Origin of the sequence: Pedobacter sp. GR22-10, from assembly GCF_026239715.1 — a bacterium.
GTDB lineage: Bacteria > Bacteroidota > Bacteroidia > Sphingobacteriales > Sphingobacteriaceae > Pedobacter.
Genome location: NZ_JAPIVR010000008.1, coordinates 30,151 through 53,537, shown reverse-complemented (window position 1 = coordinate 53,537; position 23,387 = coordinate 30,151). Strand labels below are relative to the sequence as shown.

Annotated in this window: 16 protein-coding genes; 7 read left to right on the top strand and 9 right to left on the bottom strand. The window is 38.8% G+C overall.

All coding sequences use genetic code 11. The annotated features are described in order from the left end of the window. Positions 1-82: 82 nt before the first annotated feature. Positions 83-2,881, top strand: coding sequence for a lantibiotic dehydratase (locus OQX64_RS21700; protein ID WP_265820328.1), 2,799 nt, complete (start codon positions 83-85; stop codon positions 2,879-2,881). Here OQX64_RS21700 and OQX64_RS21695 read toward each other — a convergent pair. Next, a complete protein-coding gene (locus OQX64_RS21695; RefSeq protein ID WP_088302245.1) occupies positions 2,871-3,986 on the bottom strand; it encodes a sensor histidine kinase in 1,116 nt (371 codons plus the stop codon). The genes OQX64_RS21700 and OQX64_RS21695 overlap by 11 nt on opposite strands. A 140-nt stretch (positions 3,987-4,126) precedes the next feature. On the opposite strand from OQX64_RS21695, the gene OQX64_RS21690 reads away from it, so the two are divergent. Further along, on the top strand, positions 4,127-4,267 hold the full coding sequence (locus OQX64_RS21690; RefSeq protein WP_172406550.1) for a hypothetical protein: 141 nt from the start codon (positions 4,127-4,129) through the stop codon (positions 4,265-4,267). Positions 4,268-4,413: 146 nt separating this feature from the next. Here the strand turns inward: OQX64_RS21690 and OQX64_RS21685 are convergent, their stop codons facing one another. Further along, positions 4,414-5,154, bottom strand: a complete 741-nt coding sequence (locus tag OQX64_RS21685; protein ID WP_088302246.1) for a LytR/AlgR family response regulator transcription factor — start codon at positions 5,152-5,154, stop codon at positions 4,414-4,416. A gap of 417 nt (positions 5,155-5,571) precedes the next feature. Between OQX64_RS21685 and OQX64_RS21680 the strand changes: the two genes are divergently transcribed. Next, positions 5,572-6,060 (top strand): type I restriction enzyme HsdR N-terminal domain-containing protein, encoded by a 489-nt coding sequence (locus OQX64_RS21680; protein WP_088302248.1) that lies wholly within the window; start codon positions 5,572-5,574, stop codon positions 6,058-6,060. A gap of 139 nt (positions 6,061-6,199) precedes the next feature. On the opposite strand, the gene htpG is transcribed toward OQX64_RS21680, so the two are convergent. The 6 genes from htpG to OQX64_RS21650 form a co-directional block, all read right to left on the bottom strand. Then, a complete protein-coding gene (gene htpG, locus OQX64_RS21675; RefSeq protein WP_216359253.1) occupies positions 6,200-8,086 on the bottom strand; it encodes a molecular chaperone HtpG in 1,887 nt (628 codons plus the stop codon). Positions 8,087-8,267: 181 nt separating this feature from the next. Then, on the bottom strand, positions 8,268-8,660 hold the full coding sequence (locus OQX64_RS21670; RefSeq protein WP_088302249.1) for a response regulator: 393 nt from the start codon (positions 8,658-8,660) through the stop codon (positions 8,268-8,270). Between the two features lie 117 nt (positions 8,661-8,777). Continuing rightward, on the bottom strand, positions 8,778-9,641 hold the full coding sequence (locus tag OQX64_RS21665; protein WP_265820327.1) for an N-acetylglucosamine kinase: 864 nt from the start codon (positions 9,639-9,641) through the stop codon (positions 8,778-8,780). A 370-nt stretch (positions 9,642-10,011) separates the two neighbouring features. Then, positions 10,012-11,322, bottom strand: coding sequence for a TolC family protein (locus tag OQX64_RS21660; protein WP_088302250.1), 1,311 nt, complete (start codon positions 11,320-11,322; stop codon positions 10,012-10,014). A 1-nt stretch (position 11,323) separates the two neighbouring features. Continuing rightward, positions 11,324-14,434 carry an efflux RND transporter permease subunit gene (locus OQX64_RS21655; protein ID WP_265820326.1) on the bottom strand — a complete coding sequence of 1,037 codons (3,111 nt, stop codon included), beginning with the start codon at positions 14,432-14,434 and terminating at the stop codon, positions 11,324-11,326. 2 nt (positions 14,435-14,436) lie between these two features. Beyond that, on the bottom strand, positions 14,437-15,516 hold the full coding sequence (locus OQX64_RS21650) for an efflux RND transporter periplasmic adaptor subunit (RefSeq protein WP_088302252.1): 1,080 nt from the start codon (positions 15,514-15,516) through the stop codon (positions 14,437-14,439). A gap of 355 nt (positions 15,517-15,871) precedes the next feature. On the opposite strand from OQX64_RS21650, the gene OQX64_RS21645 reads away from it, so the two are divergent. Then, a complete protein-coding gene (locus OQX64_RS21645; protein ID WP_265820325.1) occupies positions 15,872-17,653 on the top strand; it encodes a M61 family metallopeptidase in 1,782 nt (593 codons plus the stop codon). A gap of 80 nt (positions 17,654-17,733) precedes the next feature. Here OQX64_RS21645 and OQX64_RS21640 read toward each other — a convergent pair whose 3' ends face one another. Beyond that, positions 17,734-18,207, bottom strand: coding sequence for a hypothetical protein (locus OQX64_RS21640; protein ID WP_088302254.1), 474 nt, complete (start codon positions 18,205-18,207; stop codon positions 17,734-17,736). A gap of 264 nt (positions 18,208-18,471) precedes the next feature. Between OQX64_RS21640 and OQX64_RS21635 the strand changes: the two genes are divergently transcribed. The 3 genes from OQX64_RS21635 (at position 18,472) to OQX64_RS21625 (ending at position 23,338) form a co-directional block, all read left to right on the top strand. Continuing rightward, positions 18,472-20,247, top strand: coding sequence for an AMP-dependent synthetase/ligase (locus tag OQX64_RS21635; protein WP_265820324.1), 1,776 nt, complete (start codon positions 18,472-18,474; stop codon positions 20,245-20,247). Then, positions 20,219-21,934, top strand: coding sequence for a gamma-glutamyltransferase (ggt, locus tag OQX64_RS21630; RefSeq protein ID WP_265820323.1), 1,716 nt, complete (start codon positions 20,219-20,221; stop codon positions 21,932-21,934). The genes OQX64_RS21635 and ggt overlap by 29 nt, the downstream gene beginning before the upstream one ends. 90 nt (positions 21,935-22,024) lie before the next feature. Then, positions 22,025-23,338, top strand: coding sequence for a DUF6089 family protein (locus OQX64_RS21625; RefSeq protein ID WP_265820322.1), 1,314 nt, complete (start codon positions 22,025-22,027; stop codon positions 23,336-23,338). Positions 23,339-23,387 lie beyond the last annotated feature (49 nt).

The following is a 23,387-nucleotide window of genomic DNA, read 5'->3' as shown; positions in this document are numbered from 1 at the left end:
TTGATATGTAAGTGGCTTTTTTAGTTTTAATACTCGCTGATTTCTCATTAATCTTTGTATTTTTCGCTGTCTATACTATTTTATGAAACTCCATCTTCACCCGACAATTGTTTTCAGAACCCCTGTTTTTTCTTACCAAGCCGGTTTACAGGCTTGCTGGGCAGAATTGAAAAATGCGATCTCCGGCTCATCAGCCGATTTTTATGAAACAATAAAAGATATAGAAGTCAAAGATTTAGAGACGTTGCCACCCAGAATTTATTTTACCATATGGAAATATTTTAACAGGGCGAAATACCGCTCTACGCCATATGGCACCTTTGCAAGTTTCAGCATTTTAAATGATGCCATCAAAAATGAGGCAGACGATTTGCAGATAACCGATAAACAAACTGTTCATCGCCTTATCGACTGGCCTTACCGCAATCAGCTCAGTCTTGACTTCGAAGATACAATCAAACAAAATGGATGGCTGTTGAGCAACAGCAGCTTTTATGAAACTTTAAACGGCATCAGGTATATTTCCTGTGCGGAAGGCGTTTTTGAACTCGCCGAAATTGATCGAGACGATTTCATTATACAGATCCTGAATGCCTGTTTAGTGCCTGTTCAGGTGAAAGATCTGGTTGATCAACTTCAGCCGGATGCAGCGCGTGTACCAGAGTTGCTTGGTTTACTAAAGGATATGCACGACCTGCAGCTTCTTTTTGCTGAACATGATCCCAATATCATTGGTGAGGATTATTTTAAAAGACTCAGCCTGGAAGTAACCGAAAATGTACCCCAATACCTGATTGCAGAACGTAAGGTTAATGCCGGAGGCATACACAGGAATCTTTTAAAGTTTATTCCGAATATGCTGATGTTATTGCAGCAAATTATACCAAAGGAAGAAAAGGCCGCTTTAAAAACCTTTATTCAGCAGTTTAAGAAAAAGTTTGAGCAACGTGAAGTCTCACTCCTGGTGGCCCTTGATCCGGAAATGGGTATTGGTTATGATGAACTGGAACAAAGTAGTGATGGCGATGATCTTATGGTACATTTAAACAGTAAACAGCGGAATAATAAAACCACTGATGATTTAAAGGCAAGATTAAAAAAGGCACTTTCCCTGGAAAGTTTTGAACGTGGAAAAACTGTTTTCCTGAATGAACTTGACCTGAATCGGATTGAAAAACCAGCCGTTTTGCCAAACTCATTCAGCATGTTGATGCATATTGCGGACGAACAAATTATCATCGACCAGATCGGTGGGGTAACCGCAAATGCATTAACCGGTCGCTTTACCATGGCAAGTCAGTCCGTAGAACATTTTTGTAAAGAGATTTCAGCAATAGAGAAAAAGGCGAATCCTGATGTGTTGTTTTTTGATGTGGCTTATATGGTAGAGGCTAATGTAGATAATATTAACAGGCGGAAACTGGTTTATGACCATCAATTATCTATCCTTAACTTTGATACATCAGCAAATCCGCTTCAGTTGAGTGATATTCTGATTTCAGTAAGAAATAACCAGGTTATCCTTAGGTCTAAATCCTTAAACAAACGTTTGATGCCAAGGATGGCTTCAGCATATAATTATACCAGGTCAGATCTTTCCGTGTTCAGGTTGCTTTGCGATGTACAACATCAGGGAATCCAAAGCAGTTTATCACTTCCTTTAGAAAATATTTTTCCTGATCTGGATTACTATCCTAGGTTACAGTATCAGAATATCCTATTGAATACCCAAAAATGGCGGATAGAAAAGAAAAAGCTTTTTCCTGAAAAAGTCCAGCTTACTGTAAGTGCGTGCCGGGATTATCTAACGGGTATAGGCGTTTCAGCATATTTTAAAACCGGTTTATCAGATCAGACGCTGTGCTTCAGTTTATCCGTTGATGAGGATTTGCAGGCCTTTATGCAACTGATGCAAAAGCATAACAACATTTACCTGGAAGAAGTAATCTTACCAAAGCATAATATAGTGGTAAATGAAACAGCTAAGCCTTACCTCGCTCAATTTATGCTTAGTTTTACACATAATGAGCTGGTTTATCAGGGTATGTCAGCATTAAATGCAAATAGCGACATACCTGTCCAGCATATTTTTCTGCCTGGTCAGGAATGGTTGTATTTTGAGTTGTTTTGTCATCAGCATCGCGCCGATGAAATCCTTCTTCAGGTTATTCATCCTTTTTTGCAGCTGCACAAAGGTGAAATTAACGCCTGGTTTTTTATCCGCTATAATGAAAATGGGAATCATTTAAGGTTCCGGGTAAATCTTTTTCGTGCGGCAGATGGTCAGAAACTAAGCGCTGCTTTTGCGGATATGCTCTCACCTTATGTTATCGCCGGGTTAGTATCAGATTTTTACGCTAAAGCATATAAGCGCGAAATTGACCGGTATGGCAGCGATCTGATCGCAGCGGTGGAAGCTCATTTTAGTACAGACAGCAACTTTGTACTGAGCCTTATGGCAACCCAGGCTGATTCTTTTGGTAAATACAGGTTATGTACAGCGATTATAAATCAGTTGGCGCATCAGCAGGTTTTTAAAACGGATGAGCTGAGGAGGGTGATCAGGCTAACATCCGATGCCTTTAATGAGGAACATCAGCTGGATGCGGCCGATTTTAAACAACTGAATCAGCACTATCAGTCTTATAAAAGTACTGGGGGGGAAGCATTGGAAGAAGATCAGCAGTTGTGTTTTCAGCAGATGGTTCAATCGATGGTTACGCTGTTAAAAAAAACGGAGTCAAACCGGCGGATAAGACTTTTTACTGATTTAATGCATATGCATGTCAACCGCCTTTTTAGTAAAAACCAGCGCATGCATGAAATGGTGATGTATTATTTTTTATTAAAAGATCTGCAGCGAAGTAAAGCTATCGGGTAATGTTCAGTTTAGCCATGGGGTTAACCACGTTTACGGATATTTCAGTAACATAGCGGTTTAAGGGGTCAGTATAATGTTTAAAAACATAATCATCCTTATAGAAGTTTTTTAACCGGTTGGCCACATTTTCCAGGCCTACATGATGGCTTTCGTGTTTGCCTCTCACATCATTAATCATATTAATGGTGCTGATCATTAAGGTATTCAGGCTGTAATCTATTTTAATCACTGCGGGTTGGGTAGAGTGGGAAACATTTCCATGTTTAAAAATATTTTCTACAAGGGTAAGCAGAATAAGCGGTGGAAACCGCAGTCCAAATAAATCTCCTTTTACTTCAAGGGACAGATTGATGCTGTTTGCCGTGCGTAACTGATGTAAATTGATTAAATGTTTAATCTGCTCTACCTCTTCACTTAAAGGTACCATTTCTGAAGCTCCGGGTTGTTTTAAGGCATAACGCATCATTTCTGATAAATTCATAATGGCATCTGCAGCCAGCGGAGCCTTCTTACGGGTATCATTGTAAATAAAATTTAATGTATTAAACAGAAAGTGGGGGTTGATCTGACTACGCAAAAAATTATTCTGCGATTGTACCAGGTCATTTTCCAGGTTCTGCTTCTGGATCTGGCTGATTAAGTTTTGCCGCTCTAATTTTTCAACCTTTTTCTGGTCTTCGAATGATTGAATGATGTATACATAGCCTGTAGCAAAACCAATAAAAAGCAAGGATCTGTAAATACAGGATAAAATAAAACTTCTGTCAAAAATGCTTAACGCGTTTGAGTCTATAAACTTAAGTTTCTCAAAGGCTATTACCAATACTTGAGTAGTCAGGATATACGTGCAAACCACCAGTACAACCAGTAACAGGATTTTTATGATTTTAACAGAGTTGCTGTTGTCATTTAATATCTTCTTTAAGAGATGTGCCTGTAAATAAAAGGTGAAAATGTTGATGATATATACGATAACATAAACTCCCGGTTCCCGGAATTTGGATATAAAACCTAAAATAAATACATCATAAAAAATATAAATACTCCAAATTAATAGGTGAAGTCTGTAGTTTTTATAATAGGTTTTAAGGTTAAAGGAGGTCATTTTTGATTCGTTAATCTATTAAATTATGGATTTTATCTGCTAAAATTAAGGTTTTGTGTAAAAAAGTGGTTGCCCTGAAGTTTACCCTGCACCTTTACATAAATAATAAGAACATTTAACATAACTTAAATAAAGCGAATATGAAACCACAAGGCCATTCTAAAATTACAAAAAAAACTGTTTTCATTTACAAAGCCGTTAAAGTTCAGGATAATTTTGCTACTCATCCAACCGGTGATATGAGCCATAGTATTGCCACAAGTTTTATTGTAGCGAACTAGTATCGGCATTACTTTCTTTGAAAGGTTAAATAGGCTTCATTGATTCAGCTATATATCAGGTACTGAAGCCACCTTTGAAGAATAAATTTAAACCGGAATTATCCATTTAACCGGAAAACCAGAATAGCAATAATATTTCATTTGCGTTACTGGTTCCTGTTTGATTTGAGTAAGCTGTTTTGTACATAGGTAAAGAAGGCTTCTTTATAACCTTCACCTATTTGAATTACTTCATTATTAATCAGGCGGATAATGTTTCCATCTACCTTTTTGATCGCGGCTTTGGCTACAATATTTGATTTATTTACCCGGATAAACGGATGTCGTTCTAAAGCCTTATCGATCTCTTTTAAGGTTAAGTAAGTAATATGGGTTTCGGTGCTGGTAATGATCTGTATATAATTCTGTAATGCCTTGATGTAAAGTATTTCATCAATGGCAATATTGGAAAAAGCATATTTATGGTCGCCTTTAATATAAAGAGCTGCAGCATGATCTGGTTCTTTAGCCGTTCTGCTGTGATTTGCTTCTTTTTTAAGAATCCGGTCAATGCCCAGGGCAAATTTTGCAAATGATATTGGCTTTAATAGGTATTGATCTGACTGTACATCAAAAGCCTGCAGCGCATAATCAGGATGCGCTGTGGTAAAAATCAGGTACTTTGCTTTTTCTCTGATGTTTTTAGCTAACTCCAGGCCATTGATACCAGGCATGTCAATATCCATAAATAACAGGTCTATATCGTCACTTAAGCTTAGTTCTGTTAATGCCTGAATAGGACTGGTAAATGTCTTAAATATAGTTAAGCCTGGCATTTCCGCGATATGATCGGTAATGACCTCAATTGCATGTTGTTCGTCGTCAATAACAACGCATTTTAGATTCATGATAGTTATATAATATGGCCTGTAATGATTTCAATGCAAGATAAATAAAAAACGGCTTGTATTTATCTTCCCCCCTTAAAAAAAACGTAACATCGGTTTCGTCTAAAAATCTACGGGTTTCGTGTAATAAACTGGTAGGTTCATGTAAAAAAATATCCGGCTGATCATATTTTTCCAATCTTTAAGATGTTTGCCAAAAACAAATAATTGAGATGACTGATCTTTAAAAGATTATCATTTTAATTAACTAACATCTGCCTGCCCAAGCGCTTGTGTAGCCTGTTAAAAATATCATTTTAAACAGGCCATACAACACTGGGTTTTAGGGTAGCAAAGCATATAGTAATCTGGCAAATACAGGATTAAAGCATTTAAAAATGCTATTGATAAAGATACCTCTAAACATATATACACATCATGGAACTTAAAGACGAAATAGGGCAATTTGCTGTCAGGATCAAAAAAATGCTCCCACAAGTTCAAACAGAAGATTTAACCCGGAATGCATTGGTGATGCCTTTCATTCAAATACTAGGCTTTGATCCTTCAGAAGTTCAGTCTGAAGCGGTAATGGATTTTGGTGTAAAAAAAAGTAAAAAAGTTGATTATACCATTATGAAAGATGGAGAGCCAACTATTTTGGTAGAATGTAAGCACCATGAAGACAGCCTGGATATTCATGATTCCCGTTTGTCGAAATATTTTCGTAAAACAAAAGCTAAATATGGCCTCTTAACCAATGGCCTGGTATACCGTTTTTACACAGAGAAAATGGTGAGATCAAAGAAAAACCAGGAGCCATTATTTGAATTTAAATTAACTGATACAAAAGCTGCAACCATTGCCAAAATGATTGAAGAACATAAAGACTACTTTAATGTTGATCAAAAAAATGTAGCCAGCTAAATACTTTTACGCATACCTTAAAGTTCCCGAAAAATTCTATAACATGAGGTCCTGATCAGTCAGGACTTTTTTTATGCCTGGCTAAAAATAAAAAGGGAGAAACCTTCCGATTTCTCCCTTTATCAATTATGAATAAAGCTTAAATTAATGCTACGCTTCTGCTCACAAATGCGGTTAATTCTGCACCTGTTAACATACCCTGAGCCAATAAAGCTAAATCTACAGCCTGTTTAGCCAGGTTGCTTTGTTCTTCGCCTTCAGCTTTCAGAATTTTACTTACCAATTTGTGGTTTCCATTAATGGCTACCTTGTAGTTATCAGGCATCTGGCCATAGAAACCCATTCCGCCACCCATGGCCGCCATGTCTTTCATGCGGCGCATAAATTCATCCATCGTAATCGTTACCGGTAACTCATCCGGATTTAATGCAATTACCTCTACCTGCATGCCTGGTTTGGTAATTGCCTTTTCAAAAATAGCTGTTACTTCTTTAACCTGATCTTCAGATAATACATGTTCATTCACTTCATCTTTTTCAATCAGTTTATCCGCAACACTGGAATCTACCCGTTTGATCGATGTTTTTTCCAGTTTTTGCTCCATCTGGTTAATAAAGTGATTGTCTATTGGTGAATCTAATACCAGAACATCATAATCTTTCTTATTAGCCGATTGAATAAATGCATCTTGTTTGGCTGCATCATTTGAGTAAAGATAAACTACTGTTCCATTTTTATCGGTTTGCAGAGGTGCAACCTTTTCTTTGTATTCATTTAAGGTGAAAAGTTCATTTTTAGTGTTGCCAACCAACGCAAAATCTTTTGCCTTATCATAGAATTTATCTTCACTGATCATGCCGTATTTAACGAACAAGCCAATATCTTTCCATTTATCTTCAAAAGCTTTACGGTCTTTTGTAAATAACTCCGCTAATTTATCAGCAACTTTTTTAGTAATGTAGTTGTTGATTTTTTTTACATTACTATCTGCCTGTAAGAAACTGCGTGATACGTTTAACGGAATATCAGGTGAGTCAATTACACCATGAAGCAACATTAAAAACTCCGGAACAATATCCTTCACCTCATCGGTAATGAATACCTGGCGGGAATATAATTTGATTTTGTTGCGTTGCATTTCGAAATCGTTTTTCAATTTCGGGAAGTATAATACGCCTGTTAAATTAAAAGGATAATCAACATTCAGGTGAATCCAGAATAAGGGCTCTTCACTAAACGGATATAATTCGCGATAGAAGTTTAAGTAATCCTCATCTGACAAATCTGCAGGTGCTTTTGTCCAGATCGGGTTAGTGGTATTGATGATGTTATCAACTTCAACATCTTTATATTTTTTCTTTCCTTCTTCATCTTCGCCATCTTCGACAGATTCTGTCTTCGTACCAAACTGAATGGGAACAGGTAAGAATTTAGCATATTTATTCAGGATTTCCTGTAATTTCGATTCTTCTAAAAACTCCTCTGAATCTTTATTAACATGAAGGATAATATCTGTACCCCGGGTAGTTTTGGTGCCCTCAGTTATCTCAAATTCTGTGCTGCCATCACAAACCCAGCGGGCTGGTTCTGCACCATCCTGATAAGATAAGGTTTGGATTTCTACCAAATCAGCCACCATAAATGCCGAGTAAAAACCTAAACCAAATTTACCGATGATTTCATTGGCATCTTTAGCATCTTTAAATTTCTCTACAAACTCACTTGCGCCAGAAAATGCCACCTGGTTAATATATTTTTTAATTTCTTCGGCAGTCATTCCCAAACCATTATCACTGATGGTGATGGTTTTAGCTTCTTTATCTACAGCCACTTTTACCAAGGGCTGTCCGACCTCGCCGTTAAACTGACCTAATGAACCCAGTCTTTTGATTTTCTGAACCGCGTCTACAGCGTTTGAAACCAACTCGCGGAGGAAAATCTCGTTATCAGAGTATAAAAACTTTTTAATTATCGGGAAAATGTTCTCGGTGTGTATGGAGATGTTTCCTTTTTCTTGAATGCTCATATGTAAATAAATTGTTTAATCTACTACCTGCATATCAATGCTTGTTCCAAATGAATTTAATTGACAAAATGACAGTTGAAATAGGTGCCGCCAATGAAGTTTCACATGCTGATAAATGGCCTTAAAACAAAAACCCAAAAAACGGTTGGTTTTTTGGGTTTAAATAACATGAAGTATTGATTTAGTTTAAGTGAAAACTAGGTTTATCTTCTTCTAATGAAAGAATTTTGGTGATTTTTTTCAGGAGTACATCCATTTGAAATGGTTTCGAAAGGAAATCGTCCTGGCCGTAATTCAGTGTGGTAAAATCTTCAGGATTATAAAGGCCTGAAATCAGCAGAATTGGAATTTTGGAGGTACTTTCGATGGATTTTAACTGCTCACATAAAACACGACCATCAATATGGCCAAGTGATATGTCGAGCAAAATCAAATCTGGTTTAAAACTCTCAATGCGGTTAAATACCTCTTCACCATCATTAAGTGACGAAACTTTGAATCCGCCGATTTCCAGTATTAATTGTATGGTTTCTAAAACCTCAATGTCATCATCTACTACCAGTATTCTTTTCATATGTTCTAATCCATTTATTTGCTGCTAAAAATATAACAAAATGTATCTTGTTAAGTTTACAATCTTAAAAATATTTTAACAATAAGTTTATACAGTCAAAGGTTTTTTTAAAAAAAATCAGCTTGCCTGGCGTGCAATTCCTTCTTTCTGAAGAATGAAATGGAAGAGATCTTCTATGGGTTTCTGCAATATTTTGCCCGCTTTGATTCCATTATCTGCTAAAACCTCCATCAGGGTATCCTGGTAATAGTAGGCTATGGAACCCACAAAATGGCAGGGAACATCTCTGTATTTCGGATAATCCTTAATGTTGGAGTCTACAAATTCCTGGAATCCGGTTTTTAAAATATTCTGGATAAAAGGATGGTCGCTATGGCTGGCCATAAAACGGCTGAAGCCGGCCAGGTAAATATTAGGGAAAGGCTTTTGGTATACGTTGGTGATAATTTGCTCCTTATCTGCCGGGAAAGCTTTTTTGAATGCTGCAGCCAGACCTGATGGCATTTTGTTGTATAAATAAGCCAGCAATACTTTTTTGCCAAAGAAGGTGCCAGAGCCTTCATCACCTAAAACGTAACCAAGACCGTGATGACCATCGTGAATCTTTTTGCCGTCAAAATAGCAGATATTAGATCCCGTGCCTAAGATGCAATTTAAGCCTTCTGTATTTCCGCAGGTGGCATATACCGACCCGAGCAAATCATGATCTACGGAAATAAAGGCATTTTGAAACACTTCAGATAATCCGTTGGAAACCACTTCATGTTTATCAGGGGAGGAGCAACCGGCACCAAAAAAGTAAATTTCCTTTACCTGATCAGCATATTGTATTAAAGTTTCATTTTTCGAAATCAATTTCGAAATTTCCTGTTCACTCAAAAAATAGGGGTTTATTCCAGTGGTATTAAATCTTATGGTTTCGCCATTAAGATAACCCATCCAATCTGTTTTTGATGAGCCACTATCTGCAACAAGTATCATGGCAATAAATATAAATATTAATTGGAGAATATTATACTTGCAATAATTTCGTTACTTCTAAATAGGGTTGATTCAATATCCGTTTACCTCATATTATTTGATTCTTATACTGATAAACCTTAAAATTATTGGGTAGACATTGGGATATCTCTGCCAAAGTCCTTAATATAACGAATCACACTTCTTATTTCGCAATCACTTAAAGTATCCATCCTTGCTGTTTTAAAGTATCCATTTTTGCTATACCAACCTTTATGTTTTTTTGTAAATGCATAATCAATTAGCTTTAGGCTATCCATAGCTGCCAGGCCTCTAAAAGTAATTGAGCCATTTTCATCTACTTTTCCATCGATTGAAGCTAAATGGCAAACTAATTTCCTAAATCAATATTTCCGCTAATTTCTTTTAGTGTCGTTTCGGCTAACTTGGCTTGAAACTGCATTTCGATGAACCGGTTCTGTGCTTCGATGGCATTGCGTTGGGCCTCACGCAATTCAAGCGGGGCAATGCTTCCTAAACGATATTTAGCCAGGGTAATATCTAAGTTTTCTTTAGCCAGGTCAACGTTTCGCTGTTCCAGCTTAATCAGATCCAGATAAGTACTGTAGTTTTGATAGGCCGTTAATAACTGGGAATTGACATCGAGCTTCGTTTTTTCAAAGTTGAGCTTTGACGTCTCAATATTGATTTTCGCGTTACGCTCATTCTGGCGTTGTAAAAAACCATTAAAGATATTTAAACTGGCTGTTACACCATAGGTAAAGCCATTCGCGGCAAACTTCTGGTTAAAACCTGTCGGACTGGTACTATTGGTGCGGCTGTAGCCTGAGTTTAAACTGATGGCCGGATACCTTGCACCACGGATGGCCTTTAAATTTAATGATGCTATCTTCTGATTGATAAATGCATTCTGTAAATCAGGATTTTGCTTTGCTGCAATTTCAGCCTGCTTGCTAAAGAGGATTCCGGTATTGACATCAATTTCATTCCCTACAGAAAACTGGCTGCTGATATCACGCACCATCAGTTGGTTTAGGCGAACCTTAGCCACCTGTAAGGCATTTTTAATTTGCAGATAACTGGAGGTATCTGTATTGTAATCTACCTGTGCTGTTAAAACATCAAGCTTTGATCCCCGGCCCAGCTGCAGTTTGGTGTTTGCGATATTGGTTCGCAAAACAGAAACATCCATGGCACTATCAGCTGCTACCAGCAATTGTTGCTGCCGTACAACATCATAATAGGCGGTAATTACATCCGAAACCGTAGTTAAAATATTAAGTCTGGCGTTTACCTCTCCTTGTTTTTGCAGTTCTTTTAAACGATCATAATTGGCGAACATGGTAAAACCATCAAAAATGGTCCAGTTTAAATCTGCACCCAAATCGTTATTTGTACTTCTTGCACCGCGGATAACCCTGTCTTCTCCGGTAACCGGAGTTTGGCGGGTATTTTGAATACTTCCGCCATTGCTGTACGTTCCGATTACATTGGGCAACATGCCTGCATTGCCAATATTGGCATTATTCCGGGTAATAGACAGATCATTCCTGCTGATTTTAATGTCGTAATTGTTTTGCAAAGCAACCGTAATGGCTTCCTGCAAACTGAGCTTTTCCTGTGCAAATCCTGAAATTGACAGGCTTAAAAGGATGATGAATGTTTTGATCTTTATGCTCATCTTAATGTGCTGTGTTTAAGGCTTCTTCTTCGAAGCGATGCGCATCTTTTAATTGTTTGTTGGGTTTGTACGGCTTTGCCCAATAGGAATATATGGCTGGAATAACAAACAGTGTTAGTATCAGTGAAAACATCGTTCCGCCAACAATCACCGTTCCCATACTCATCCTGCTTTTTGCTGCAGCACCCAAAGCCAAAGCAATAGGCAGGGCACCAATGGCAATGGCTAAACTTGTCATCAAAATCGGCCGCAAACGCGAAACAGATGCCTCGCGGATGGCTTCTGCAATGGGGACGCCTTTTTCTTTCAACTGATTGGCAAACTCTACTATCAGGATACCATTTTTCGTTACCAGGCCAATCAGCATAATGGTTCCGATCTGGCTGAAGATATTCCAGCTCTGACCACATAACCACAACGATAAGAACGCGCCTGCAACTGCCATTGGTACGGTCAGAATAATGATGATCGGATCTTTGAAACTTTCAAACTGTGCTGAAAGAATGAGGTAAACCAATAACAGGGCTAAGCCGAAAGCGAAAAAAGTGTTTGAAGAACTTTCCTTAAAATCCCGTGATTCGCCACTTAAATCTGTTGAAAAAGTTTCATCCAGGATTTTTGCTGAAATGGCGTCCATCGCATCAATCCCTTCACCTATACTTTTGCCAGGGGCCAATCCTGCAGATACGGTAGCGGCAATAAAACGGTTGTTCCGGTATAATTGCGGCGGACTGCTTTCTTCTTTCGCTGTCACCAGGTTGTCCAGCTGTACCAGTTCACCTTTATCGCTACGCACATACACAGAACTTAAATCCAGCGGATCTTTCCTGTCGCCACGGTCAAACTGACCGATAACCTGGTATTGTTTTCCATTCATAAAGAAATACGAAAAACGTTGTCCGCTTAAACCTAAGTTCAGGGTTTGCGCAATGGCAGAGATAGAAACACCCAGGTTTTTAGCTTTATCCCTGTCAATAGTTAGGTTAATTTCGGGTTTATTAAATTTCAGGTTAACATCAGAAACGGTAAAGGTTGGATCTTTTGCCACTGCATCCATAAACAAAGGGATTTTCTCTCTTAGTTTGTCAAAATTTTGTGCCTGAATGATATAGCTGATTGGTAAGCCACCCCTGCGGCCTACAGAAATAGTGGGTTGCTGGTTAACAATTGTTTTTCCTTCACTGTATTTTTTGGTAATTCTGGTCAGCATATCAGCGATGTCTTTTTGCGATCGCTCCCGGTCTTCAGGATTAACCAATCCCATCCTTACAAAACCGGAATTTACCGAACCGGAACCTCCAAACCCAGGTGAGGTAATGGTGATGTTCACGTTTTTCTCTGGAACAGAATCAATAACCAGCTGATTCAGTTTCATGATAAACTGATCAGTATAGGCAAAAGATGAGCCTTCGGGTGTGGTTGCACTGATGTTAATGGCACTTCTGTCATCATAAGGCGCAGTTTCTTTAGGTAGCAGTTTCCAGAATAGAAAAATCAGTCCCATACAAACCACAATAATGGGAATGGAAAGCCATCGGCGATCTAAGAATTTATTCAGGTTTGATGCATATGAATCATTTAACTTAACAAAATAAGGCTCCGTCCAATTGTAGAATCTGGAAGGCTTATGTCCGCCCGGTTTCATTAAATAAGCATTTAACATTGGGGTAAGGGTAAGCGATACGAATGCCGAAATTAAAACAGCTGCGCCAATTACCACGCCAAATTCACGGAACAATCGCCCTACAAAGCCTTGTAAAAAGATTACTGGTAAAAATACCGCTGCCAGGGTAATGGAAATGGAAATTACTGCAAAGAAAATTTCATTTGAGCCTTTAATCGCCGCTTCAAAAGGCGACATGCCTTCTTCAACTTTCTTAAAAATATTTTCGGTCACTACAATACCATCATCAACCACCAGCCCCGTGGCCAGCACAATAGCCAGTAAGCTTAAAACATTGATGGAAAAGCCGAAGGCATACATAATAAAGAAGGTAAAAACCAATGATACCGGGATATCAATGAGTGGCCGGAAAGCAATGGCCCAGTCTCTGAAAAACAGATAGATGATCAGAATTACCAGTACGAGTGATAAACCAATCGTTTCGGCAACTTCGGTTACCGAACGTTTGATGAAAAGCGTATTATCCAGGGCAACTTTTAGTTTAATATCCTGGGGAATATCAGCTTTTAACTTATCAAACCGTTTGTAAAATTCTTTGCTGATGTCAAGATAATTGGCGCCGGGTTGAGGGATAATGGCTACTGCGACCATGGGCTTGCCGGATTCCCTTAAAATGGTTTCTTCATTTTCCGGACCCAAAACAGCATAACCCACATCTTTTAATTTGACGACCTGGTTACTGTCTGATTTTAAAATCAGGTTGTTGAACTGGTTTTCATCGGTTAACTTCCCAAGCGTCTTAACCGTTAATTCTGTGGTGGCACCGGTAATTTTTCCTGAAGGTAATTCTACATTTTCATTATCTAATGCCGTTACAATATCCTGTGAAGTTAAACCATATGCGCTGAGTTTGTTGGGGTCCATCCAGATTCGCATGGCGTATTTCCGCTGGCCCTGAATCTGCACACTACTTACGCCCGGAATGGTTTGAATCCGATCGGCAATTACATTTTCGGCAAAATCACTCAATTCCAGCGTATTTCTTTTGTCGCTTTGAATGGTCATGGATAAAATCGGATCGGAGTTTGCATCTGCTTTGCTTACCACAGGTAAACCGTCAATGTCTTTTGGCAACGTTCTGCCGGCCTGCGAAACTTTATCCCGGACATCATTCGCTGCCTCTTCAATATTCTTATCCAAGTTAAACTCAATGGTGATATTACTGGTACCCTGATTACTGGAAGAGGAGATATTCCGGATCCCATCAATGGAATTGATGGATTTTTCTAAAGGTTCTGTAATCTGCGATTCAATAATATCGGAATTGGCACCGGGGTAAGAAGTTCTCACTGATACAACTGTTGGGTCAATGGAAGGATATTCCCTTACACCCAGGAAGGTATAGCCGATAATGCCGAAAAGCACAATCAGCAAGTTCATTACGATAGCCAGTACAGGCCTCTTTATACTCGTGGTAGAAATACTCATATCTATTGTTTAACCAGATGAACTTTTACCGGTGCATCTTGCTTTAGTGCCATTGAACCGGTGGTCAGTACGGTATCACCAACATTTAAACCTGATGTTATGACTATATTTTCATCAGTACGCGTCCCTGCTTCTACTTTTACCTCCTTCGCCTTGCCATTTTTCTGGATATATACAATCTTTCCCTTTAAAACCGGTACAACAGCCTGGTTAGGAATCAGGATTGCATTTTGCAAGGTATTTAAGGCCAGTTTGATTTTGGCGAAAGATCCGGGCAATAAAGCATTATCGGCATTTGGTGCCAAAGCCCTGATTTGTAAAGTTCTGGTGGCAGCATTAATTCCGGGCTCTATGGCATACACTTTTCCGGTATTTTCCTTAGCTGATCCATCAGTAGTAAAGGTAATGGTTGAACCGGATTTGATTTGACCGGCATATTTCTCCGGAATGGAAAAGGTAATTTTAATGGGATTGGTACTCACCAGATTGGCTATTACGGTTGATGGCGTGATATAAGTGCCCTCAGAGATGCTGCGCAAACCGATTCTTCCGGAAAATGGGGCCCGGATGGTGGCTTTCGCCAGCTGAGCCCTAACCAATTGTGATTGCGACTGCAACGACCTGGAATCGGCCAGGGAAGTATCATATTCTTCCTGACTGATCGCACCTTTTTCCAATAGCTGTTTAGCCCGGTTCTCATTTGTCCCGGAAAGTTTTTGTTTCGTAATGGCTTCCTGCAACTGTGCCTGGAGATCCCTGTCGTTTATTTTAACCAATACACTGCCCTTAGTTACCTGAGTGCCTTCTTTAAAATAGATGCCTGTTACCAGACCCGAGATTTCACTTTTTAAAACAACAGATTCATTGGCGTCAATGGCGCCAGTTACTTCCAGATCGTTATCAAAAGAGGTTGGTTTTACTATAATTCCGTCAACAACCAGTGCTGGATTTTTAGAATTGCCACTTTTACCGGTTGTACCCGCACCTTTTCCATCTATTTTTTTGTTTGCGTTAACTCTGTAATAAACCAGATAGGCCAAGCCCAGAGCCAAAACAGCATAGATAATATACCTTTTCTTCATGTTTATATTTGTGTAGTACCCCTTAACCTGCACTAATGTTATTTTAATGCCTGCTAATAGAGTGTAAAAATATCCAAATAGTTTAGTCCTAAATTTGTTGTATTAAGGATGTTACTTAGCTTTGAGTATTTATTCCTGAGTCTTCATTCCATCGTCTTTAGTAGACTTGCGACTGCAGACTTTGTACTCAAGACTATCAGCTCATGACTTCAAACTAAAAACTCCCAACAATTTTACACCTCTTCGCCGTTTTTAATTCGAAAAACTAAGCAATAAATATAAATTTGTGGCAAATCACATTAATATGTTTATTAAAAAATCAATTTTAGGTTTAGTTTTATTACTAACATGTATTATGGCAGCGAAGGCGCAGGTAAAAATTGGCTTTGAAGTTTCTTTTAAAGAACCACAGGCACATTATGCAGAAGTTCAGATGAACATCTCTGGTTTGGTTAAAGATTATGTTGATGTTAAAATGCCGGTTTGGACACCAGGATCTTATCTGGTACGTGAATTTGAAAAAAGTGTAGAGGAATTTAAAGCCACTGCATCCGGCAAAGCCGTAAAGGTAGAGAAGGTAAGAAAAAATACCTGGCGCATTTTCTCGGCAAAATCAGCCAATATCAAAATCAACTACCGTGTTTATGCATTTGAAATTTCTGTGCGTACACCATTCATAGATGAATCTCACGCTTTTTTATCGCCGACAGGGATTTTTATGCATCCTGATGGCATGATCAAATCGCCAAGTACAGTAAAGATTATTCCGTTTAATACCTGGAGTAAAGTGTCTACTGGTTTGGAGCCTGTTGCCGGTCAGCAGTTTACTTATAAAGCCACTGACTTTGATATTTTATACGATAGTCCCATTGAAGTAGGCAACCAGGATGTTTTTGAATTTATGGCAGCGGGAGTACGTCACGAGGTAGCCATGTATGGCGGCGGAAACTACGATCAAGAAAAGCTGAAAGTAGATATGGCTAAAATTGTGGAGGAGCCTACTAAAGTTTATGGTGAAAACCCCAACAAACATTATGTTTTTATCGTGCATAATTTTTTAAGGGGCGGCGGCGGCTTGGAGCATTTAAATTCTACCACTTTGGGGGCAAGCAGAAATGCCTATAATACTGAAGCAGGGTATAAAGGTTTCCTTGCCCTGGTGGCGCATGAATATCATCACCTATGGAATGTAAAGCGTTTACGTCCGGTGGCTTTAGGCCCTTTCGATTATGACAATGAAAATTACACCACCAATCTCTGGGTGGCAGAGGGTTTTACCTCTTATTATGAAAATAAATATATGCAAAGGGCTGGCTTTAATGATGGGGCTCAGTTTGTAAATGATCTGGCAGGTGCCGTTGGTACAGTGGTGAATACGCCAGGTGCCAAATACCAGTCGGCAGCATCATCCAGTTATGATGCGTGGATTATTGGCTATCGTCCAAATGAAAATTCAAAGAATAATTCCATATCCTATTACAGTAAAGGTGAGGTCATTGGTATTTTGATGGACCTGGAAATTATTAACGCCACAAAAGGAACCAAAAGTCTTGATGATGTGATGAAAGCTATGTACCTGCAATGCAAAACATTGAAACGTGGCTATACCGATGCAGAATTTAAAGCCATGGTGGAAAAAATTGCAGGAATCAGTTTCACTAATTTCTGGGCAAAGTATGTGAATGGCGTGGATGATGTGGAATATCAGAAATATTTTAAAATGGCTGGGGTAGATGTTACCACCGAAAATGCTACACCAGGTAAACCGGTAAGTGGTGCTTCCGGCCAATTAACCAACAACGGTACTCTTAGTGTTACTTCAGTAACCAGAAATTCGGCAGCCTGGATAAGCGGTTTAAATGTAAATGATGAAATTGTTTCTTTAGATGGTGTTAGTGTTAACGATGCTTTGTCTAACATTAAATTAAGAAGTCCGATGATTTCACTGGAAACCTTGCCACTGGTTTCAAAGAAAAATATAGGTGATGTGCTGAAGCTGAAAGTAATGCGTGATGGTTTGGAAAAAGAAATTGCTTTAACATTAAAGGAAAATCCAAGTGTGCGTTTAAAAGCTACTATTAATGAGCATGCCACATCTGAGCAGAAAGCGGTATTTGCTAAATGGACGGGGAAATAAGTTTGGAGTTGTGAGTTTATCGTCCATAAAAAAGTCCTGCAAGAAATGAATCTAGCAGGACTTTTTTATGAAATCATTTTCTAGAAAGTAAAACGAACGCCTAAGCCTACATCACCGCTATAAAAATCTGTATCAGGTGTTAATTGTAAAGTAGGAACCCAATCCAAAGATAAATTGATTGGAGCACCTCTGAATTTATAATCTAAACCTAAAACACCGTTTAATCCTAAATAAACATCGCTATCAAAGCCCTTTACTTTGTATGAACCAATGGTACCACCACCACCATAATACCAGGTAAGGCCATCAGCACCATTAATTGGATTGTAAACTTCATACAAACCAGTTAATCTTAAATAGTCTACGCCCTTTGAGCTTCTGAAATTACCAATTAACTCCAACATAGCACCTTTATTCAGGCCAGTTTTAAAACTCACACCATTAGCTGTTCCAAAACGACCACCGATTGCGTTTTTGTAATTTTGTGCTTTAACCGTTGTTGTTGTAACAGCAAATAAAGCAATGCATCCTAAAATTGTAAATAACTTCTTCATAAACGAGCTTTTTTAAATTAATATTTTTTTAATTACGATCTGCCTAACAACTTTAATGCCGATTATGTTTTGAGGGTAAAAAAATTAATGTTAAAAAACAATGCTTGCATAGTAATTATGGAATTCTTAAGTTTAGTCAAATATTTCAGGTAATGAGCTTTGTGCTGGTTTTCCGGCTTTAGGCTAAATTATTTGACAAGAAACATATACAGATGTGAGGTCTTTTATGTTGATTTTTTTAACTTAACCAAATATATTGATGATATGGCTGCAGAAATTAAACGCGTTTTCGATCTATTAAAGTACAGCTTGGAAAAACCTAAGGATGATTTTGTTAGTGGGAAAATTAAAGGGAAATGGGTCAATTATAGTACAGTCGCATTTTGTGAGGCTGTTGACCACCTGAGCCGCGGATTAATCAGCGTGGGAATGGCTAAAGAAAGCAGGGTTGCAGTCATGTCACATAACCGCCCGGAATGGAATATCACTGATTTTGCCATTAATCAAATTGGTGCTTATCAGATTCCGCTTTATCCAACCCTGGCCGAACATGATATTCAGTTTATCTTAAAGGATGCAGAAGTTTCTATCATTTTTATTGCTGATCAGGAATTATATGAGAAGATCAAACCTTGTGTCAATGAGGTAAATCCGGATATCAAAATTTATAGTTTTAATGAAGTTGAAGGTGTAGAAAACTGGAAAGTATTAACTGATCTGGGTAAATCTGCCATCGATATTGATCTGGATGAATACCGTAATAAAGTTGAACCGGAAGATATTCTGACCCTGATTTATACCTCCGGCACCACCGGCACACCTAAAGGCGTGATGTTAACGCACAATAACCTGGTGTCGAATTTTGTGAATTCATTGGTGGTGATGCCGAATGGCGTAGAAAAAGGATTAAGCTTCTTACCCCTGTCGCACATTTTTGAGCGGATGATTATTTATCTGTACCTGTATAACCATACCGCAGTTTATTATGCTGAAAGTATGGAAACCATTGTAGCCGATATTCAGCATGTTAAGCCTAATGCGTTTTCTACCGTGCCACGCTTATTGGAAAAGGTATATGATAAGATCATGGAAAAGGGTAAAGCCCTGACAGGTATTAAAAGAGGAATCTTTTTTTGGTCTGTGGCTTTGGCTGAACAATATACTATTGATGCCGGAGCCTGGTATAACTTTAAATTAAGTATTGCCAGAAAACTGGTGTTTAAGAAATGGCAGGAAGCTTTGGGTGGAGAAATCGTAGTGATTGTATCCGGTGGAGCTGCTTTAAACCCACGTCTGGCCCGGATATTCTGGGCCGCCGGGATGCCTGTCTTTGAAGGCTATGGCTTAACGGAAACCTCTCCTGTAATTACGGTAAACCGCTTTGGTGGTACCATGTTTGGAACCGTGGGTGAGGTCATTACCGGCGTGGAAGTTAAAATTGCGCCAGATGGTGAAGTGTTAACAAAAGGCCATCAGGTGATGAAAGGTTATTATAAACGTCCCGATTTAACGAATGAAGCGCTTGACCAGGATGGATGGTTCCATACCGGTGATATCGGAGAATTGGTAGAGGGTAGATTTCTAAAGATTACTGACCGCAAGAAAGAAATGTTTAAAACCGCAGGTGGGAAGTATGTTGCCCCGCAAATGCTGGAAAATAAATATAAAGAATCTATTTTTATTGAACAGATTATGGTTTTAGGTGAAAATAGAAAATTCCCCTCAGCTTTGGTTGTCCCTAATTTTGAAACCTTAAAATCATGGGCAAATAAGAAAGGCATTGCCTTTACAAATCCGGAAGATCTTATCAGAAATGAGCAGGTTTTAACAAAATACAATGAAGTAATCGAAGCATCAAATGTTTCTTTTGGTAAATGGGAACAGGTAAAAAGATTTGCTTTATTACCGAAAGAATGGAGCATTGATGGTGGCGAACTTACACCAAAATTAAGTTTGAAGAGAAAAGTAATTACAGAAAAGAATATAGATATCATCGAAAAAATATATAAGGATGCAGAAAACTATAAAGCCCCACATTAAGGTATTATCAGTTTTTATCATCATTACCACTATCATTTCGGGTTGTGTAACCGGGCAGCTTGGTAAAAATAACAGTGGCGAATATAAAAACGGAATGGTGGTTTCAGCCCATCCGGAGGCCTCTCAGGTAGGTGTTGATATTTTAAAGAAAGGTGGCAATGCCATAGATGCTGCAGTGGCCGTTCAGTTTGCATTAGCCGTAGTGTACCCAAATGCAGGTAATATCGGTGGCGGAGGTTTTATGGTGTACCGCTCTGCCAAAGGTGAAACTAATACCCTTGATTTCAGGGAAAAGGCTGCGGCAGGAGCAAGCAGGGATATGTATCTGGATCCATCGGGAGAGCCAATTATAGATAAAAGCTTGTACGGACATCTTGCTGCCGGTGTTCCCGGATCGGTAGACGGGATGGTAGAAGCCCATCAAAAATATGGACATTTAACCTGGGCACAGGTAGTTCAGCCAGCCATACAACTCGCGCAGAATGGTTTTAACATTACAAAAAGGCAAGCAGCAGAATTAAACGGCCTGCATCAGAAATTAATGATGTTTAATCCGAATGGAACTGCTCTCGTAAATTTAGAAAGTACCTGGAAGGAAAATGATTTGCTGGTACAAACCGAACTGGCCAATACACTGAAACTGATTCAGGAAAAAGGACGTGCCGGTTTTTATGAAGGGCCTGTGGCCGATGCTATTGTAGCCGAAATGCAAAGTGGGAAAGGCTTGATCACCAAAGAAGACTTACTGCATTATCATGCCAAATGGCGCAAACCGATTACAGGTGATTACCGGGGCTATAAAATCATCACCATGCCACCCGTTTCGAGCGGAGGTATTGCCCTGGTACAATTACTGGAAAGTGTAGCGCCGTTTCCACTTAAAAGATGGGGGCATAATCAAGATTCAACCGTTCAGGTAATGGTTGAAGCAGAACGGAGGGTTTATGCCGATCGTGCAACACATCTTGGTGATCCGGATTTTTATCAGGTGCCGCAAAATCAGCTCCTCAGTCCCGAGTATAATAGAAAACGAATGGCCAACTTTAGCTGGGCCGCTGCCACACCAAGTAGCCAGGTTCTGGCTGGAAAAATAAATGGGACTGAACATGAAGAAACAACTCATTTTTCCATCGCAGATCATGATGGAAATGCAGTATCCGTTACCACCACGCTTAATGGTTCTTATGGTTCACTGGTTGCTGTAAAAGGTGGTGGATTTCTGCTAAACAATGAAATGGACGATTTTTCAGTCAAACCAGGGGCACCGAATATGTACGGACTGATCGGTGGAGAGGCCAATGCCATTGCGCCAGATAAAAGGATGTTAAGTTCGATGACACCAGCTATTGTAGAGAAAAATGGAAATTTATTTATGGTGGTGGGTACACCGGGTGGGTCAACCATTATCACCTCCGTTTTTCAAACCATTATTAATGTGATTGATTTTGACATGAATATGCAACAGGCTGTTTCAGCCAGGAAATTTCATCATCAATGGTTACCGGATGAAGTTTATGCAGAAAAAGATGCCATGGATAGCCTGTTGATGGAAAAACTAAAAGCCAAAGGTTATAAGTTGGTACCCCGTGGGCCGATTGGAAGGGTAGATGCCATTTTAAGAACCAAAAACGGAAGCTATCAGGGGGGAGCCGATCCCCGTGGAGATGATCAGGCCATTGGGTATTAAGCATTAAAAATATTATTAATTTTTTAAAACAATATTTTTGGTATGGCAATTGCTATTTAAGGGAAACGCTTACAAATTAAAATATCGAACATGAAATTAAATCTATTTAAATCTTTACCGGTAGCATTGGCCGGTTTGTTCATTGGAACTGCTGCTTCGGCACAGGAACCAGTTACCTCAACTACACCTTTCAGAACTTGGTCTGTTGGTGTTAATGCAGGTGCTTTAACGCCACTTTCTCCGCTAGGTGGTAAAAATGATTTTAGCAATAACAAAACGAGTTTTGGTTATGGTCTTTACATTAAGAAACAATTTACACCTTATTTCTCTTTACGTTTAGACGGGGTAAGAGGTAAATTAAAAGGCGATAATACTGAAGCTTATGACAGTGGTGTAACAAATAACTCTTCGGTTTCAGCTTTTGATACGCAATTAGAATATTCGGGTAGTTTAAATGCTGTTGTTAACTTGTTTAACATCGATATGTTTAAGAAAGAGAATGCTTTGCAACTTTATACATCTGTTGGAGCGGGCTTGGCTGGTTACAAACCAACAATTACAACAGCAGCTGGTACTTCATTGTATGCAGGTGATAAAACAATTAGCGAATTAATTATCCCGGTAGGCATTGGTGCTAAATTTAAAATCTCAGATGCTGTAAACTTCGATTTAGGTTGGACAATCAACTTTGTTGATGGCGATAACTTAGATGGTTATTACAGAGGAAGCAATGATAAATATAACTATGCTTATGCTGGTTTAGAATTTGCTTTGGGAAGTGGAAAACAATTGGCTTTCCACAATCCGGTTGCTTTAACTTATGATGAGGCATTAAAAGCAAAACAAACTGCTGATGCATTAAAAGGTGATCTTGATGCTCAAAAAGCTGAAAATGCAAAATTGCGTTCAGATATGGCTGACATCTTAAAAGATTCAGACGGTGACGGTGTTGCTGATAAATTGGATAAATGTCCTGATACACCATCAGGAACAGTGGTTGATGGTTCAGGTTGTCCGTTAGTGGCTCCAAAACCTCAGGTAACAGTAATCACTGAAGAAGATCGTAAAGTGGTGAGTGAAGCCATTAAAAACTTAGAGTTTGATTTAGGTAAAGCAACTATCCGTTCTAAATCTTATGCTTCATTAAACAAGGTTGCTGCATTATTGGTGCAGAAAAACTTTAGCTTAAAATTAGCTGGTCACACAGATAACACTGGTTCAAAAGAATTAAACTTACGTTTATCTAAAGAAAGAGCTGAATCTGTAAAAGCTTACTTAGTATCTCAAGGTGCAAATGCATCACGTATTGAGGCTACAGGTTATGGAATGGGTCAGCCAATTGCAACGAATAAAACTGCAGCTGGTCGTCAAAAAAACCGTCGTGTAGAATTTACATTATACTAGTTAATAGTTAAAATAAATTTAAGGCCTCCGATAAAAATCGGAGGCCTTT